Source organism: Stenotrophomonas sp. CS3K5, from assembly GCF_059515225.1.
This window is the reverse complement of record NZ_JCAKRX010000008.1, coordinates 111,174-128,369: the sequence shown is the minus strand read 5'-3', so window position 1 is coordinate 128,369 and position 17,196 is coordinate 111,174. Positions and strand designations below refer to the sequence as shown.

12 protein-coding genes and 1 riboswitch are annotated in these 17,196 nt (G+C 65.8%); of the genes, 9 read left to right on the top strand and 3 right to left on the bottom strand.

Annotated elements, in window-relative coordinates; translation table 11 throughout:
* Positions 1-263 precede the first annotated feature (263 nt).
* Together AC5YGJ_RS13415 and ggt are read left to right on the top strand one after the other, a co-directional pair.
* Positions 264-506 (top strand): hypothetical protein, encoded by a 243-nt coding sequence (locus AC5YGJ_RS13415; RefSeq protein ID WP_249842921.1) that lies wholly within the window; start codon positions 264-266, stop codon positions 504-506.
* Between the two features lie 69 nt (positions 507-575).
* Positions 576-2,294 carry a gamma-glutamyltransferase gene (ggt, locus tag AC5YGJ_RS13410; RefSeq protein ID WP_249842922.1) on the top strand — a complete coding sequence of 573 codons (1,719 nt, stop codon included), beginning with the start codon at positions 576-578 and terminating at the stop codon, positions 2,292-2,294.
* 645 nt (positions 2,295-2,939) lie between these two features.
* On the opposite strand, the gene AC5YGJ_RS13405 is transcribed toward ggt, so the two are convergent.
* A complete protein-coding gene (locus tag AC5YGJ_RS13405) occupies positions 2,940-4,517 on the bottom strand; it encodes a BCCT family transporter (RefSeq protein ID WP_496186810.1) in 1,578 nt (525 codons plus the stop codon).
* A gap of 253 nt (positions 4,518-4,770) precedes the next feature.
* A riboswitch (TPP riboswitch) is annotated at positions 4,771-4,871 on the top strand.
* A gap of 82 nt (positions 4,872-4,953) precedes the next feature.
* Between AC5YGJ_RS13405 and thiC the strand changes: the two genes are divergently transcribed.
* The 5 genes from thiC to AC5YGJ_RS13380 all read left to right on the top strand — a co-directional run bounded on the left by thiC (position 4,954) and on the right by AC5YGJ_RS13380 (position 14,054).
* Complete coding sequence (thiC, locus tag AC5YGJ_RS13400; RefSeq protein WP_496186809.1) at positions 4,954-6,798, top strand: phosphomethylpyrimidine synthase ThiC; 1,845 nt, start codon at positions 4,954-4,956, stop codon at positions 6,796-6,798.
* A gap of 95 nt (positions 6,799-6,893) precedes the next feature.
* On the top strand, positions 6,894-7,565 hold the full coding sequence (locus AC5YGJ_RS13395; protein WP_496186808.1) for an ion channel: 672 nt from the start codon (positions 6,894-6,896) through the stop codon (positions 7,563-7,565).
* A gap of 259 nt (positions 7,566-7,824) precedes the next feature.
* The gene (locus AC5YGJ_RS13390) at positions 7,825-10,140 is read left to right on the top strand and encodes a winged helix-turn-helix domain-containing protein (RefSeq protein ID WP_496186807.1); all 2,316 of its coding nucleotides are present in this window, start codon (positions 7,825-7,827) and stop codon (positions 10,138-10,140) included.
* A gap of 115 nt (positions 10,141-10,255) precedes the next feature.
* Positions 10,256-11,155 (top strand): helix-turn-helix transcriptional regulator, encoded by a 900-nt coding sequence (locus AC5YGJ_RS13385; RefSeq protein WP_249842927.1) that lies wholly within the window; start codon positions 10,256-10,258, stop codon positions 11,153-11,155.
* Between the two features lie 49 nt (positions 11,156-11,204).
* Positions 11,205-14,054, top strand: coding sequence for a TonB-dependent receptor (locus tag AC5YGJ_RS13380; RefSeq protein WP_496186806.1), 2,850 nt, complete (start codon positions 11,205-11,207; stop codon positions 14,052-14,054).
* Between the two features lie 145 nt (positions 14,055-14,199).
* Here AC5YGJ_RS13380 and AC5YGJ_RS13375 read toward each other — a convergent pair whose 3' ends face one another.
* Together AC5YGJ_RS13375 and ppa are read right to left on the bottom strand one after the other, a co-directional pair.
* Complete coding sequence (locus AC5YGJ_RS13375; RefSeq protein WP_249842929.1) at positions 14,200-15,321, bottom strand: HDOD domain-containing protein; 1,122 nt, start codon at positions 15,319-15,321, stop codon at positions 14,200-14,202.
* A gap of 151 nt (positions 15,322-15,472) precedes the next feature.
* Entirely contained in the window at positions 15,473-16,009 is a 537-nt protein-coding gene (ppa, locus tag AC5YGJ_RS13370; protein ID WP_057497596.1) for an inorganic diphosphatase, read from the bottom strand.
* A gap of 183 nt (positions 16,010-16,192) precedes the next feature.
* Here ppa and AC5YGJ_RS13365 point away from each other — a divergent pair, with 183 nt between their 5' ends.
* Both AC5YGJ_RS13365 and AC5YGJ_RS13360 read left to right on the top strand, forming a co-directional pair.
* Complete coding sequence (locus AC5YGJ_RS13365; protein ID WP_309334456.1) at positions 16,193-16,684, top strand: hypothetical protein; 492 nt, start codon at positions 16,193-16,195, stop codon at positions 16,682-16,684.
* Entirely contained in the window at positions 16,684-17,166 is a 483-nt protein-coding gene (locus tag AC5YGJ_RS13360) for a hypothetical protein (protein WP_496186805.1), read from the top strand. The genes AC5YGJ_RS13365 and AC5YGJ_RS13360 overlap by 1 nt, the downstream gene beginning before the upstream one ends.
* Positions 17,167-17,196 lie beyond the last annotated feature (30 nt).

Genomic DNA, 17,196 nt, shown 5'->3' with positions numbered 1-17,196 from the left:
ACCACGAGGCATCGTGGCGGTGTGGGTCCGGGTTTTGCGAGGGGCGGTGTGCATGGTGGTTGCGTCTGAAACCAGGTCCTGAAATGAAAAAACCCGCACCGGGGCGGGTGCGGGTTTTTGATGAGTTCCGGTGTGTTTGTTGCTTACACGCTGGCTCGTCCCGCACCTGTAGGCTGGGTAATAAGTACGAGCACAAGAATCGAACGCAGCGAGGCAGCGCTGGTGTCGGCGGTTTCGGTGTGGGTTCGCGGTGGCGTGTTGTGATGCAACATGTGATCGAGAGAAACACAGCCATTTCGGCGGTGTCAACCCTTGCCGAAGAAATTTTTACGGTTTCACGTGCATCCGGCGCAATCGCTTGCGGCACAAGGATGGTTGCCGCTGAAATTGTTTCGGTGAACCCGAATTCAGTCTTTCCCGGGTACTTTTTGCGCGGATTCCGGGTGGTTTTCGCCTTGGTGGGTGCGGACCTTGATCCGCATCCAGTGAAAGACCCTCGCCCATGACCTCTGCCCGATACCGCGTGGCGGCCGCAGCGGCGAAGATCGGGGACCACCCTTCCATCGGAACCCGCCGTGTCCCGTCGCCTTGCCCGTTCCCTGCTCGCTGCCGCCGTGCTCGTTGCGCTGCCGGCACTATCCTTCGCCGCAGACCGTATCACCGGCCACACCTTCGCCACCCGCTCGGAGGTGATCGCCCCGCATGCGATGGCCGCCACCTCGCAGCCGCTGGCCACCCAGATCGCACTGGACGTGATGAAGGGCGGTGGCTCGGCGGTCGACGCAGCGATCGCCGCCAACGCTGCGCTGGGCCTGATGGAGCCGACTGGCAATGGCATCGGCGGCGACCTGTTCGCCATCGTGTGGGACCCGAAGACGCAGAAGCTCTACGGCTACAACGGCTCGGGCCGCTCGCCGAAGTCGCTGACCCTGGCTGAGTTCCAGCGCCGCGGCCTGAAGGAGATCCCGGCCACCGGCCCGCTGCCGGTGTCGGTGCCCGGCGCGGTCGATGGCTGGTTCGCCCTGCACGACCGCTTCGGCCGCAAGCCGATGGCCGACAACCTGGCCCCTGCCATCCGTTACGCCCGCGAAGGCCACCCGGTGGCCGAAGTGATCGCCTACTACTGGGACCGCTCGGTGCCCAAGCTTTCACAGTACCCGGGCTTCAAGGAACAGTTCACGATCAACGGCCACGCCCCGCGCAAGGGCGAGATGTGGAAGAACCCGAACCTGGCCAGCACTCTGCAGAAGATCGCCGACGGCGGCCGCGATGCCTTCTACAAGGGCGACATCGCACACACCATCGGCGACTATTTCAAGGCCAATGGTGGCTATCTGAGCTACCAGGACATGGCCGACCACCACGGAGAGTGGGTGGAGCCGGTCAGCAGCAACTACCGTGGCTACGATGTGTGGGAACTGCCGCCCAACAGCCAGGGCATCGCCGCGCTGCAGATCCTCAATGTGCTGGAAGGCTACGATTTCTCGAAGATCCCATTCGGCTCACCCGAGCATGTGCACCTGTTCGTGGAAGCGAAGAAGCTGGCCTTCGCTGACCGTGCGCGCTTCTACGCCGACATGGCGTTCCAGCCGGCGCCGGTGCAGAAGCTGATTTCCAAGGAGTACGCGGCGCAGCGTCGCGCGCTGATCTCGATGGACAAGGCCTTGAAGGAAGTGCAGCCGGGCACGCCGAAGCAGCTGGAGGAGGGCGACACCATCTACATGACCGTGGCCGACGCCGACGGCATGATGGTCTCGCTGATCCAGTCCAACTACCGCGGCATGGGCAGCGGCATGGCACCGCCGGGACTGGGCTTCATCCTGCAGGACCGTGGCGAGATGTTCGTGCTGCAGAAGAACCATCCCAACGGCTACGCGCCGGGCAAGCGCCCGTTCCAGACCATCATCCCGGCGTTCATCACCAAGGGCGGCAAGCCGTACGCCAGCTTCGGCGTGATGGGCGGCGCGATGCAGCCGCAGGGTCATGCGCAGATCGTGATGAACCTGGTGGATTTCGGCATGAACCTGCAGGAAGCCGGCGATGCACCGCGCATCCAGCATGAAGGTTCCACCGAGCCGACCGGGCAGGCCACGGCGATGACCGATGGTGGCGAGGTGAATCTGGAGACCGGCTTCCCCTACGAGACGGTGCGTGCGCTGATGCGCAAGGGGCATCGCATTGTGTTCGCCGACGGCCCGTATGGTGGGTATCAGGCGATCATGCGTGATCCCGAGACCGGGGTGTACTACGGTGCTTCGGAGAGCCGCAAGGATGGGCAGGCGGCGGGCTACTGAGGTTTCCCGGCCACCGGGCTGAGCCCCCTCTGCGGTGGGGGTTCGTAGAAGCGGCATCGCGAGATTGGGCCGAGCGGGTGGGCTGGTCGGGGGACGCCGTGAATCCGTCCCTGGAGGCTTGGCAGCCGCTTGCTCGTGTGCGCTGTCCTGCGCACACGGCAAGACCGGGGTTGGGCATCCGGCCCAACCCGCCCGAGGCATGCCTCGGGCCCATGCGGCTGACACCCCCGCCCAGCCCACCCGCCCAGCCCACCCGCCCAGCCCACCCGCCCAGCCCACCCGCCCGGCCTCTGGCAGTTTCCTGCGGCCGCCACCGCAGGAAGAGAGAGAAGAAGATCAAAAGCAAAGGCAACAGCAACAGCCGCGCGCTGTGGGATCCGACCCCTTCGTGTTTTCCGATACACCTCATCCACGCATGGCGTGGATGGACCCACCGTCACCGGGAATCTGTCGGGGGTGGGGCGGTGTGGGTTGGCAGGACCGTTGGCGCCATGGATGGCGCCATCGAGCCCCCATGGACGGGTTTACGGCGTGTCCTGCCAACCCACACCGCCCCGCCCAACCAGCAGAAACCCAGAGCCGCTTTGGCTCCTGCACTTGCACTTGCCTGAAAAAAGCGGTGCAGCCGCAGGCTGCAAAACTCCCTCAATCCTGATCCTGCGCGCGAGCGGCCTCCGCCTGGGTTTCTTCCTGCGCCGCCATCTCGCGTGCGATCCACGCATCGATCATGTGCCGCTGACGCTGTGCCTGGCGTCGCTCGCGCGTGTACTCCTGGTCCAGCACCCGGTACAGCGACACCATCACCAGCACCATCAGCAGCGCAAACGGCAACGCCGCGATCGTGATCATGCCCTGCAGCGCGTCCAGGCCACCGGCCAGCAACAGCGCCGCTGCAATCAGGGCCACCGCGATGCCCCAGGCCAGCTTGCGTTTCAGCGGCGGATCGCCGGCCTCGTCGGTGGACATGCTGGCCAGCACCAGTACCGCCGAATCAGCCGAGGTCACGAAGAAGATCATCAGCAGCACCAGCGCGATGCACGACAGCAGCAGGGGCAGCGGCATGCTGTCGAACAAGGTGAACAGCACCGTCTCGTAGCCATTGCCCAGTGCCTGCACCAGGTCGGCATGGCCGAAGATCTGTGCCCACAGCGCGGTGCCGCCGAACACTGCGAACCAGAAGAAGCCCAGCAGCGTCGGCGCCAGCACCACCCCGATCACGAACTCGCGCACGCTGCGGCCGCGCGAGATGCGCGCGATGAACGAGCCCACGAACGGTGCCCAGGAAATCCACCAGGCCCAGTAGAAGATCGTCCAGTCGGCCACCCAGGTGCTGCCCGAGAACGGCGACATGCGCAGGCTCATCGTCACCAGCTGGTTGAGGTAGGACCCCAGCGTGGTGGTGAACGTATCGAAGATGAAGCCGGTCGGCCCCAGCACCAGCAGGGTCGCCGCCAGCAGCGCCGCCAATGCCAGGTTGAAGTTGGACAGCCATTTCACCCCGCGCTCCACGCCGCTGGCGGTGGAGGCCATGTACAGCATGAACGCGATGGCGATGATGGTCATCTGCACTGCCACGGTAGCCTGCACGCCGAACACCCGCTCGATGCCGGCGGCGATCTGGATGGTGCCGAAGCCCAGCGTGGTGGCGACACCGATCGCAGTGGCGACCACCGCGGCGATGTTGACCACGCGACCGATCCAGCCGCGATGGTGGCGGCCGATGATCGGCTGCAGCATGTCACTGACCAGGCCGCGCCCGTTGCGGTTGAACTGGAACCACGCCATCGCCAGGCCGATCAGCGCGTAGATCGCCCAGGGGTGCAGACCCCAATGGAAGAACGCGTAGCGCATCGATGCCCGCGCCGCATCCAGGCTTTGCGGAGCGATGCCTTCGGGCGGCTTGCTGAAATGCGAGATCGGTTCGGCCGCACCCCAGAACACCAGGCCGATGCCCATGCCGGCCGCGAACAGCATCGACATCCAGCTGGCGCGCGAGAATTCGGGTTCGGCGTCTTCGCCGCCGATGCGCAGGTTGCCGAAGCGGCCGAAGGCCAGGTACATCAGGAACACCAGTGCCAGGAACACCACCAGCAGGTACAGCCAGCCGACACTGCGGATGACCTCGGCCAGCATGGATTGCACAACGGTATTGAAGGGGCCGGGCGCGATGCCGGCCAGCAGCACCAGCAGCAGTACCAGTGCGATGGAAACGCGAAACACCATGAAGGAGCTTCTCCGATCAAGGGGATTGAGGGGAGCGAGCAGAGCTTGCAGCGAAGGGCCGGCGGCATGCAGCACGAGCCGGGCAGGGGCCGCGAAGGCGGCGGGGATACATCGGTCGCGGCGACGCGATGAGCGTGCACGTTACTGAACGCGACGTCATGGTTCTGTTAAAGAACAGGAATTGGGGTCAGATCCGCTTTCGGCAGGAAAGCGGATCTGACCCCGGAGCCGGGCGGTCTATGCTCTAATGCGCACCAAGAAGCGGGGGTACCGGGCCTTGTGGCCACGGTTGAGACAGTCCCTTGGAACCTGATCCGGCTCATACCGGCGTAGGGAAGCTTTGCAGTGCAGCCGTGCCCGGACTCCGCCCAAGGACCGCCCGCGCGCGGGCGCAGTGCGCCGCCGCTTCGTCCCTGACCTTCCTGGACGATGCCCGATGAACGCACAGCTCTCCGCCCTGCAGCAACAGGCCCAGCAACTCTCCGAATCGGTGACCCGGCCCATCCCCGGTTCGCGCAAGATCCACGTGCCCGGCTCGCGCCCGGACCTGAAGGTGCCGATGCGCGAGATTGCGTTGACCCGCACGCCGACGCTGTTCGGCGGCGAAGAGAATGCACCGGTCACCGTCTACGACACTTCGGGCCCGTACACCGATCCGGAGGTGCGCATCGACCTGTCGACCGGCCTGCCTGCGTTGCGCCGTGGGTGGGTGGAAGAGCGCGGTGATACCGAACAGCTCGATGGCCTGAGCTCTTCGTTCGGCCGCGACCGCGAGCATGACCCGAAGCTCGACGCGGTGCGTTTCCCCGCGCGCAGCCTGCCGCGGCGTGCGCGCGCCGGCGCCAACGTCACCCAGATGCATTACGCGCGGCGCGGCATCATCACGCCGGAAATGGAGTTCGTCGCCATCCGCGAGAACCAGCGTCTGGACGCGATCCGTGATGCCGGCCTGCTGCAGCAGCACCCGGGCGAGGCCTTCGGTGCGTCGATCCAGAAGATCATCACCCCCGAATTCGTGCGTGAGGAGATCGCACGCGGCCGCGCGGTGCTGCCCAACAACATCAACCATCCGGAAAGCGAGCCGATGATCATCGGCCGCAACTTCCTCACCAAGATCAACGCCAACATCGGCAACAGCGCGGTGTCTTCCGGTATCGCCGAGGAAGTGGAGAAGCTGGTGTGGGCGATCCGCTGGGGCGGCGACACGGTGATGGACCTGTCCACCGGCAAGCACATCCACGAAACGCGCGAATGGATCATCCGCAACTCGCCGGTGGCGATCGGCACCGTGCCGATCTACCAGGCGCTGGAGAAGGTCGATGGCCGCGCCGAAGCGCTGACCTGGGAGATCTTCCGCGACACCCTGATCGAGCAGGCCGAGCAGGGCGTGGACTACTTCACCATCCACGCCGGCGTGCTGCTGCGCTATGTGCCGCTCACCGCCAAGCGGGTGACCGGCATCGTCAGCCGTGGCGGTTCGATCATGGCCAAGTGGTGCCTGGCGCACCACAAGGAGAACTTCCTCTACACGCACTTCGAAGAGATCTGCGAAATCATGAAGGCCTACGACGTGACCTTCTCGCTGGGCGATGGCCTGCGTCCGGGTTGTATCGCCGATGCCAACGATGCAGCGCAGTTCGGTGAACTGGAAACACTGGGCGAGCTGACGAAGATCGCCTGGAAGCATGATGTGCAGACCATGATCGAAGGCCCCGGTCACGTGCCGATGCAGCTGATCAAGGAGAACATGGACAAGCAGCTGCGCGAGTGTGGCGAGGCGCCGTTCTACACGCTTGGTCCACTGACCACCGATATCGCGCCCGGCTATGACCACATCACCAGTGCGATCGGTGCGGCGATGATCGGCTGGTTCGGCACCGCCATGCTCTGCTACGTCACGCCGAAGGAGCACCTCGGCCTGCCCAACCGCCAGGACGTGCGCGACGGCATCATGGCCTACCGCATTGCCGCGCACGCGGCGGATCTGGCCAAGGGTCACCCGGGTGCACAGGTGCGCGACAACGCCCTGAGCAAGGCACGCTTCGAGTTCCGCTGGGAGGACCAGTTCCACCTCGGTCTGGATCCGGAAAAGGCCAAGGAGTTCCATGACGAGACCCTGCCCAAGGATGCGCACAAGCTGGCCCACTTCTGCTCGATGTGCGGCCCGCACTTCTGCTCGATGAAGATCACCCAGGATGTGCGCGACTACGCCGAGGCCGGCATGAAGGAAAAGTCCGCCGAGTTCCGCGCTTCGGGCGCCGAGGTCTACCGCCAGGGCTGACGCGTGGTCGGTCATGCCGGCCGCGGGCCGGCATGACCGTTCCTCACGCCGGTCACCGCTATGCTCGGCCCATCGTTGCCAGAGGAAAGGACGCCATGCCTGTTGCCGTGACCACGCGTTGGCTGGCCATTGCCCGCCGCCACCCCTCGGCCTGGCTGCTGGCGGCGCAGCTGCTGGCGGTGGTGCTGTATCCGGCGCTGGACGACACCGCCGGCGGACGCGCCGCGCTGGGCATGTTCGGAATGGCGGTGCTGGGCCTGGCGTTGTGGGTGGTGCAGCGCAGCCCGTTGGAAAGCTGGCTGGCCCTGCTGCTGGCGATCCCCGCCGTGGTGTTTTCGTTGACGGGGGCGCTGCTGGAGCGCAGCGTGCTGGTGATCACTGCACAGCTGCTGGAAAGCCTGCTGTATTTCTATACGGCAGGTGCGCTGATTGCGTACATGCTGCAGGACCACAAGGTCACCCGCGATGAACTGTTCGCTGCCGGGGCCACCTTCACCCTGTTGGCCTGGGCCTTCGCCTTTGCGTTTTCGGTCTGCCAGCAGTGGTACCCGGGCAGCTTCCACGGTGCCAGCGAGGGTCCGCAGCGCAGCTGGATGGAGTTGCTTTATCTGAGCTTCAGCTTGTTGTCTGGAGTGGGGTTGAGCGATGTCGTGCCGCTGCATCCACAGGCCCGCGCGCTGGTCATGCTGGAGCAGTTTTCAGGCGTGATGTACGTCGCTTTGGTGGTTTCGCGACTGGTCGGACTGACCATGCTGAGGCGTGCCTGAAAATGAACGCCAGATAAAAATTTCGCGCCCGGAAGGGCGCGAATGGTGCTGCAAATTATGTGAATGCGTCGGCGAGAGAGAGCCTGATGTCGACCACGCGATAGGCGAGGTAACCGGCATAGGCTAGTATTCGCGCGCTCAATTGTTTTTGCGGTATGCGCCGATGCTTTGTGCGGAGTCTGGCTTTTCGCTGTTCCCGGAACGGGGCGGTTTCAAAGGCAAACGCTGCCCGGAACCTGTCTCTACTGTGTAGCAGAAAATGAACAGCAGCGAAATCCAGCCCCCCGGATTCGATCGGATCCGGATAGGCGAGTGCATCGTCACTCTGTCCTCGCGTGAGGTGGAGGTAGTCGGCGCACGCCGGCCGCGTCGGCTCACGCCGAAGGCGCTGGGCGTACTACGCGTGCTGCTGCGGCAACCGGGCCGTGTGGTCACCCGCGATGAACTGTTCGCCGAGGTGTGGCCGGACACGCTGCCGACCAACGACGTGCTGACCCAGGCCGTTACCCAGCTGCGCAAAGCGTTCAGCCACGACGAAGACAACGGCCAGGCCTACATCGAGACCATCGCCAAGACCGGCTATCGCCTGCTGATGCCGGTGCAGGTGCTGGACGACGTGCAGACGCCGGCGCCTGCGCTGGCTGACGACGAGGCGGAGGACGCGCCGGCGGTGATCGCCGCCGCTCCCATGCCTGCAGAGGTGTCGCGCCGCCGCTGGCGCCATGTGCGTCGTCGTGTGCTGCTGGCGCTGGGCGTGGTGATGCTGATGGCGCTGGTGGTAATGACCGCGCTGCTGTTGCGGCGCACGCCGGCCAGCAGTTCGCCGGTGGATGCCGCCGTGGAGAACGGCACACGGGTGATCGGCAGCCCGCAGCGTCCGTATCGGCTGATCACCGCGACAAGTGGCTTTGAAACCTATCCCACGCTGTCGCCCGACGGCTCGCTGGTGGCCTACGAAGGCGCCAACGAAGACGGTAATGGCGGCGGTGCGATCAAGGTGCAGACCTCGGGCAATGCGCCCGCACGCCAGCTGCTGGTGCCGCCGGCCGGCGCGGTCGATCGTTTCCCGAACTGGTCGCCGGATGGGCGTGAAATCGCCTTTGCGCGGTTCTCCGCCGATGGCGGCTGCCAGGTGCTGGTAGCCAGCGCCACCGGTGGCGCACTGCGCCAGGCCACGCGCTGCGATGGCACTGAACTGCTCAGCTTCGACTGGACGCCCGATGGCCGTGGCCTGGTGTTCGGCAGCATGGTCGGGCGCTATGCGCATCGCGGCATCCGCGTGCTGGACCTCGGCAGCGGGCAGTGGCGCGCGCTGGACTACGGCGTGGACCAGGATGATTTCGACTACGCGCCACGCTATTCGCCGGACGGGCAGTGGCTGGTGTTCGTGCGCAACCCGCAGCTGGGCGATCTGTGGCGTGTGCCGGCCAATGGCGGAACACCCGAGCGCCTCACCAACGAAGCGGCCGAGCTGCGCGGGTGGGCCTGGCTGGACGATGGCCGCACCATCGTGTTTGGCCGCCGCGTCGACAGCGAAGCCCGGCTCTATTACCTGGATGTGGAGCGCCGCACGCTGCGCGATGCGGGCCTGGATGATGCGCAGTGGCCGGCCGTGTCGCGCCGTGGCGGCATGCTCGCCTTCGTTCACCGCCGCGCGCAGTTCGGCGTGTTCAAGGTGCCGATGCAGGGCAATGGCGAACCCGAACGCCTGTTCGCCTCCAGCGGCCGCGATGGCCAGCCGATGGCGGCACCGGACGGGCGCCAACTGGTGTTCACCTCCGATCGTTCCGGCAGTTTCGCCCTATGGTGGGCCGACATGCAGCGCCCCGACTCGCTGCGACCGATCGAAGGGCTGCGTCCGGAAGCGCGGCAGGCGCCGGACTGGTCGGCCGACAGCCGCCAGTTGCTGGTGGTGGGCCGCGATGAGCACGGCAGGACCGTGGTCTATGAGATTGCTCCGCGCGATGAACGCCTGCAGCCGTTGCCGGTGCCCGGCGAGCAGCCGCTGCAGGCCCTCTATGGCGCGACACCGGAGCAACTGCTGGTGGTCGAACGTGATGCCGACCAGCGCATCCGGCTGAGCCTGTACGACCGCAGCGTGCAGCCATGGCGCCGCCTGGGCAGTGTCGATGGTGTCTCGCAGGCGCGCTTCGACCGCAGCACCGGACGGGTGCTGTTCACCCGCCTGGCCGCCAGTGGTCTGTGGTCGGCCGATGCGGCGTTGTCGCCAGCCAGCGTGCAGCAGATCAGTGATGACCGGCCCAGCCGCTGGCGCTACCGGGCCTGGACGGTGGCCGGCAGCAATGCGATCGGCTATCTCGGCTCATCCACCGCCTGTGGCACCACGTTGATACGGATCCAGGCCGGTCACGAGCAACCCGAACACTGCCTGGACACGCAGCGGCTCAGCGCAGGCAACGGGCTCAGCGCCAGCGCTGACGGACGTGACCTGTTCGTGGCGATGGCGGTCAGTGACGGCGCCGACATCGGCGTGATGCGTTTACCCGAGCGTGCCCCGGCACTGTTCCCTGCGTTCTCCAAGTTGTTGTTGTTCAAGGGAAATGGGCCTTCGTAATTTCTTCGTCGCGATCTCGTCGCGAATTCGTGGCGATCTCGTCCGACTTTCCTGACGCGGACCCGCCTGATTTGGCAAAACGGAGGCCTGTGCTAGGCAAATCCGTGGTGCCCCCATGCGTCAACTCTCGCTGGCCGATCGTGGCCAAACCGTCTCCCTGGATCGCGCGCCCGACGATGCCGCGCCAACCTGCCTGGGCGTGGCCCGGCTGGGCAGCCTGCAGACCGCCGGCACCAGCTTCACTGTCTGGATGCAGGTGCGTGGCAGTTCGTGGGTCGAGGCCAAGGAGGGACGTTTCCGCCTGCGCCAGGGCGAGTGGATCGCCTTCGAGAAGGAATCACGTCCGTTGGTGCAGGCCGGTCGCAATGGGCTGTGCATCGGCCTGAACCTGAACGTCGAGGCGCTTCGGGTGCTGGCCGAGATGGCCGACTGCGGTCTGTATGCCGGTCGCGGTCGCATGAACCGCAGTGATGCCCGCGTGGCGCTGCGGCTGTGGCGCGATGCGCTGGCCAGTGGCATGCCGGCACAGGCACTGCGCCCGTTGCTGCTGCATCTGGCTGGCCTGCAGCGCGGCCTGGCCGACAACGTGCAGCGTTGCCCGGGGCGCTCGCGCAGCCGCAAGCGGCAGGTGTTCGGCCGCATGCAGCGCGCCCGCCTGTACCTGGAGGGCAACAGCCACCGCGTGGTACGCATCGGCGAACTGGCCGAGCTGACCAACTTCTCCAGCTGGTATCTCTCCAAGACGTTCCAGAGCCTGTACGAGGAAAGCCCGCAGTCGCTTTCCGCGCGGTTGCGCCTTGAGCGCGCCGCCGATCTGCTGCGTGACACCGACATGATGGTCGGCGAGGTCGCTGCCGCCAGCGGTTTCGACAACTGCTGCAGCTTCGCGCGTGCGTTCCGCGCCCGCTACGGCCAGTCCGCATCGCGCTTCAGGGAGAACGGCGGCTTGCTCCCGCCACAATCTGCAAAGTCTCTGGTTGGTTCGCGCAAATACAGCGCTGCAACGCAATCGTAACGTGCTGGGGTGTTTTAACACGCTGCTAACACGTACCTTGGAGAGATTGATGAACGTTCGTAATCCCGCAGTGCGGTTCGGCTTGCTGCCGGCCGGCATTGCGCTGGCGCTGGCGCCGGCCTTTGCTTCCGCCCAGGAAGCAAAGGGCACCACCGATCTGGACCGTATTTCGGTCACCGGCTCGCGCATCCGCGGCGCCTCGGTGGAAACCCAGCAGCCGATCCTGACGATGACCCGTGAATCCCTGGAAAAGCAGGGCTTCTCGAGCGTCGCCGACGTGCTGAACAACCTGACCTCGGCCGGCTCCCCGGCCATCTCGCGCTCGGAATCGCTGGCTTCGGGCGAGAACGTGGGCGGCTACTACGTCGACATCCGCAACCTGGGCGCCGAGCGCACCCTGGTGCTGATGAACGGCAAGCGCCTGGGCGCTTCGACCTCGGGCCTGCAGGACCTGAGCCAGATCCCGATGTCGGCCGTTGAGCGCATCGAGATCCTGAAGGATGGCGCCTCGTCGATCTACGGTTCCGACGCCATTGCCGGCGTGGTCAACGTGATCACCCGCAAGAACTTCGATGGCGGCGAAGCCAACGTCTACGTCGGCCAGTACGGCAAGGGCGACGGCGACACCGAAACCTATTCGATGACCCTCGGTGCCCGCGGCGAGCGCGGCAGCCTGACCCTGTCGGCCGAGTACTCCAAGCAGGACCCGGTGTGGGCCAAGGACCGCTGGTACAGCCGTGACGGCTCGCTGGGTCCGAACTCGACCTCGGCTGACTGGAGCCCGATCAGCCAGAATGGCAGCTGGTGCAACCCGAAGCTGTACGACTGCACCAAGTCGAGCGCCGTGTGGCAGACCCTGAACCCGGGTGGCAATCCGAAGAACCCGAACGACTACCACGCCATCACCGAAGACGAGTTCGCCAACTCGAACGAGCAGATGACCCTGCTCACCGGTGTGAAGCGCAAGTCGGTCTACATCAACGGCACCTACGACTTCACCGACTCGATCAGCCTGAACACCGACGTGCTCTACAACGAGCGCCAGACGTTCCAGCAGATCGCCGGCTACCCGTACCAGTCCGCGTCCAACTCGATCAAGACCCCGTTGTCGGCCGCCAGCGCCTTCAACCCGGTCGGCCAGGACCTCAGCTTCCGCCGTCGCCTGTGGGAAGTGCCGCGTACCACTGACAGCCAGCTGAAGACCCTGCGCTTCGCCCCGACCCTGACCGGCTTCTTCGAGCTGGGCGGCAAGACCTTCGATTGGGATGTCGGCGCGCTGTGGAACCGCAACGAGTCGATCAAGAGCAACCGTGGTGACATGAGCCTGATCGGTGCGCGTCAGGCCCTGGGCCCGTCGTTCATCGATGCCGGCGGCGTTGCCCGTTGCGGCACCGCGGCCAACCCGATCCTGGGCGACTGCCGCCCGTGGAACCCGCTGCTGCCGTACGGCGTTGATGGCCAGGGCTCGCTGGCGAACCAGGAGCTGCAGGACTTCCTGTTCCCGACCTTCACCACCCGTGGCGTCACCAAGACCACCAGCTTCACCGCCAACCTGTCCGGTTCCATCGTGACCCTGCCGGCCGGTGACCTGGGCTTCGCCCTGGGTGTCGAGCACCGCAAGGAAGAAGGCAGCTACGTGCCGGACGCCTTCGCACAGTCGGGCCAGTCCACCGGCCTGGGCCAGAAGCCGACCCGCGGCGAATACGATCTGAACGAGGTCTACCTCGAACTGAACGTGCCGCTGCTGGCCGACATGGCCTTCGCCAAGGAACTGACCCTGAACGTTGCCAGCCGTTACTCGGACTACAGCAACTTCGGTGGCACCACCAACAGCAAGTTCGGCCTGACCTGGCGTCCGCTGGATGAACTGCTGGTCCGCGGTACCTACGCCGAGGGCTTCCGCGCTCCGACCATCAGCGACCTGTACGGTGGCCTGAGCTCGAGCTTCGAGTCGTACATCGATCCGTGCGGCGTGAAGGCTCCGGGCAGCGTTGCGGGCAATGCCGCGTGCTCCGGCGCGGGCGTGCCGGCCAACTACGTGCAGCTGGGCCAGGCAGGCAAGGAATGTTCGACCCTGCCGTGCCAGTCGGGCGACCAGTTCATCTCCGGTGCCAACCCGAACCTGAAGCCGGAAACCTCCAAGAGCACCACCTTCGGCCTGGTGTGGAGCCCGCGTTGGGTGCAGGGCCTGGACGTCTCGCTGGATTGGTACAAGTACGAAATCAGCGACATGATCATCGCTGACAGCGTCGACCGCATCCTGCGTGACTGCTACGTGCTGGGCAACTCCGAGCGTTGCTCGAGCGTGACCCGTGCGGCTGACGGCCACGTCAGTGCGATCACCTACGGCACCGCCAACCTCGGCAAGATGGAAACCGAAGGTTACGACCTGGGTATCAAGTACCGCCTGCCGGAACTGGCCATCGGTCAGTTCAGCATCGACTGGACCACCAGCTACACCGCCAAGTACGACGAGCAGCGCCAGAACAGCGACGGCGACAACATCATGGTTGGCCGCGTCAGCGAGCCGGGCTTGTTCCGCGTGCGTTCGAACCTGGGCGTGAACTGGCAGTACGGCGATTTCGGTGTGAACTACACCGCGCGCTACTACTCCGGCATGAAGGAAAGCTGCATCTCGCTGGACGACGGCTGGTGCGATGCCCCGAACCACATGGCCAACGGCGAGACCGATCCGCTGCGTCACACCGGTTCCAACACCTTCCACGACCTGCAGGTCAGCTGGAAGGCGCCGTGGGATGCAACCGTCGCCCTGGGCGCGAACAATGTGTTCGACCACAAGGGTTCGCTGCAGTACTCGGCTCCGAACTCGGCGTTCGCCTACTACGGCGGCTTCGATGTGGGTCGCTTCCTGTACATGAAGTACACCCAGCGCTTCTGATCCATCGAAGTGCGGTAGCAACATGAGGAGGGCGGGCCGCAAGGTCCGCCCTCTTTCTTTTGCAGGAATGCGCGTGCGCGGGCCACGAAAAAGGGCGCACCCGTTGGATGCGCCCTGCGATTGTCCGTGCCGGTTGGGCCGCCGCTCAGGCGTCGCTGGGCACCAGGCCCATCAGCGCGTTGGCATGCTCGCGCCACTGTGGCAGCCGGTTCAGTACACCTGCGCGCTGCAGGTAGTCCTCATCCACCGGATCGCCGTTGACCAGCGCCAGCGCCACGTGCACCGCGCCGGTCACCCAGAAGCTGCGCGTGTTGGCGCGCTGCGGCTGCAGATGGAATGCCACCGCTTCGATGATCGGCATCGGCAGGCCCCACAGGCCCAGCAGGTAGGCGCCGGCCTCGGCGTGTCCGGGGCGGGCATCGCCGGCCAGCGAGGGTTCGCTGCGCTCGTTGCGCACGCCCGGCAGCAGCAGGCCGATGTCGGCCAGCAGCGCGGCGGTCGCGCCCAGCTCGGCGCTGGATTCGGGCAGCAACCGTGCCGCCAGCCGCGAGGCGAGCAGGGCACGCTGCTGCAGCGAATTGCGCTCGGCCGCCGACAGCGTCGGTGCCGAGAATACTTCGCTGGCCAGGACCAGGTCGCGCAGGGTGGACAGGCCCAGCCGGGTCACTGCGGTGCGCAGGTCGGCGATGGTGCGGCCCTGGCTGAAGAACGCCGAATTGGACAGCTGCAGCACCTTGGCCGCGATCGCCGGATCAGCAGCGACCAGCTTGGCCACGTCGGCGCTGTCGGCGTCGTCGTCATGTTCCAGCGCCTGGGTCAGGCTCAGGTACAGGTGCGGCGGCGAGGGCAGCTTCTCGATACGGCCGATGGCATCGCGCAGGCGCGGGCTGTCCAGCACCTCGCGCAGCTCTTCCAGGCTGGTCAGTGCTTCCAGCAGCACTTCCGGCGCCAGTGGCAGCGGCAGGAAGCGGTGGGCCACGCCGATCAGGCGTGCCGGCGGTGGCCGGTTGCCATGCTGGGCATCGATCAGCGCGATGCGGATGGTCTCCGGGCGCAAGGTCCGGATCTGGCCCAGCAGCGTGGTGGCATTGAGATCGGGCAGCTGCGGGCAGACGATTACCGCGTCCACACCCTGTGCAGCCACCACGCTCATCGCGCTGTGGCCATCGGTGGCGGTCAGCGGTTGCCAGTCTTCCCCAAGATCGGCAATGAATTCGGTCAGCTCAGCCGGCAGGCTGGCTGCATCCCCAACAAGCAGAATACGCACGACACATTCCCCTGGCTGTCTCGACGATGGATGTCGACGACGTGTGAAGTGACGCAATTTACCTAATACGGCGGCAAGAGTGATGTGCCGTCGTCATGAAACGTGACCCGCATCGCTCCGGCAGGGCCTGCCGGAGCGATCCGGTTCAGGCTCAGGCCTTGCTGTCCAGATGGCGCTGGTGCGCCTCGACCAGGATCTGCTTGGCCTCGGCGGCGCCGCCCCAACCATCAAGCTTCACCCACTTGCCCTTTTCCAGGTCCTTGTAGTGCTCGAAGAAGTGGCCGATGCGCTCCAGCCAGTGGCTGGAGACCTGGGCGATGTCTTCGACGTGGGCGTAGCCACTGAAGATCTTCGACACCGGCACCGCCAGGATCTTCTCGTCGCTGCCGGCCTCGTCGCTCATCTTCAGCACGCCGACCGGACGGCAGCGCACCACCGAACCCGGCACCAGCGGCAGCGGCAGCACCACCAGCACGTCGGCCGGGTCACCGTCGCCACACAGGGTGCTCGGCACATAGCCGTAGTTGCACGGGTAGCGCATCGGGGTGGACAGGATGCGGTCGACGAAGATTGCGCCGGTTTCCTTGTCCACTTCGTACTTCACCGGCTCCGAGTCCTTCGGGATCTCGATGATGACGTTGATTTCTTCCGGCGGGTTCTTGCCGGGCGAGACGAGTTCCAGACCCATGGTGTGCTCCAGGTGGGGATATAGACGGATAGCCCCCCATTTTATGCCTTTGCCGGGCGCCGTGCAGGGGCGGTGTTCCCACCGCCCGTCGCGGTGCTGGACCACCCGTCGGCAGGGGCTTCCCTGATGGGGATGGCGGGTGGCGCGGCGCAGGCTGATGACTCATCCCCAAGGAGTCCTGTCATGCGCTGGAAGACCTTGTGCTGTGCCGCCATCGCACTGCTTGTCCCGTTACCCGGCCTGGCACGCGGGCCACATGTGGACCTGATCGACTACCCGCAGCCGGAGGCCAACTGGGACCGGGCCTACGGTCTGGAAGCGGCCCTGGCACGCGAGTTCAACGCGATCTGCGCCGATACCTGGTGCGAGGGCGACTACAGCAACTACCGGGTAATGGAATTCCGCTGCGCGGTGCTGGCCCACCGGGGCACCGTACAGCGCTGCGTCTGGGTGATCGCCGCCAGCGAGCTTTCGGTGCACGCCGACAGCGGGGAGGTACAGGTCGACAACGGGCGCTGGACCTGCCAGTTGGCATTGCAGCCCGGCGTGCCCGTCGAGGCGTTCCATGCCGCGCTGGAGGCCCCCGGTGGCCTGACCGCACCGCTGCCCGGCCTCGACCACGGGCTGTTCGAGGTGCTGCCCGGCTGCCTGCGGCCGCTGGGGAGGGCAGGCTGATGCGGATCATCCCCGAATCAACCCTGCGGGTCGCGATGCTGCTTCTGATCGCCGGTGCCGCGCAAGCGGGTCCGGCGTTCGTGGACGCGCGTGACTACCCCACCTCTGCCATGGGCCATGAGCGCTTTCTGGCCGCCGAGCGTCGCCTGGTGCGCGGCTTCGACAATATCTGCGGCGACACCTTCTGCGAGGGGCAGTACTACAACCTGTGGGCGATGCGCCTGCGCTGTTCGGTGCGGCGCGATACCGGCGTGGTTGGAAGCTGCGTCTGGACCTTTGCCGGCAGTGATACCTGGGTGCGCAACATCGGCCGGATCGACGTCGATCTGGGCAGCTATGCCTGTGTGCTGCCGGTGGCGCCCGGAACCCCGCTGAGCCAGCTGCTGGAGGTGTGGGAGGCGGGTTCGGCGGACGATGCCTTGCATGCGCCGTTGCCGGGCACCGGGCAGAACACATACGACGCGCTGGTCGATTGCCTGTAGTGCCTGTGGCGTCAATGCAAACGTGACTGA

Bases quoted from the DNA above. Each gene is read 5' to 3' on its own strand.
- AC5YGJ_RS13415 (WP_249842921.1), top strand. From the start codon at position 264: ATGCAACATGTGATCGAGAGAAACACAGCCATTTCGGCGGTGTCAACC.
- AC5YGJ_RS13405 (WP_496186810.1), bottom strand. From the start codon at position 4,517: ATGGTGTTTCGCGTTTCCATCGCACTGGTACTGCTGCTGGTGCTGCTG.
- thiC (WP_496186809.1), top strand. From the start codon at position 4,954: ATGAACGCACAGCTCTCCGCCCTGCAGCAACAGGCCCAGCAACTCTCC.
- AC5YGJ_RS13395 (WP_496186808.1), top strand. From the start codon at position 6,894: ATGCCTGTTGCCGTGACCACGCGTTGGCTGGCCATTGCCCGCCGCCAC.
- AC5YGJ_RS13390 (WP_496186807.1), top strand. From the start codon at position 7,825: ATGAACAGCAGCGAAATCCAGCCCCCCGGATTCGATCGGATCCGGATA.
- AC5YGJ_RS13385 (WP_249842927.1), top strand. From the start codon at position 10,256: ATGCGTCAACTCTCGCTGGCCGATCGTGGCCAAACCGTCTCCCTGGAT.
- AC5YGJ_RS13380 (WP_496186806.1), top strand. From the start codon at position 11,205: ATGAACGTTCGTAATCCCGCAGTGCGGTTCGGCTTGCTGCCGGCCGGC.
- ppa (WP_057497596.1), bottom strand. From the start codon at position 16,009: ATGGGTCTGGAACTCGTCTCGCCCGGCAAGAACCCGCCGGAAGAAATC.
- AC5YGJ_RS13365 (WP_309334456.1), top strand. From the start codon at position 16,193: ATGCGCTGGAAGACCTTGTGCTGTGCCGCCATCGCACTGCTTGTCCCG.
- AC5YGJ_RS13360 (WP_496186805.1), top strand. From the start codon at position 16,684: ATGCGGATCATCCCCGAATCAACCCTGCGGGTCGCGATGCTGCTTCTG.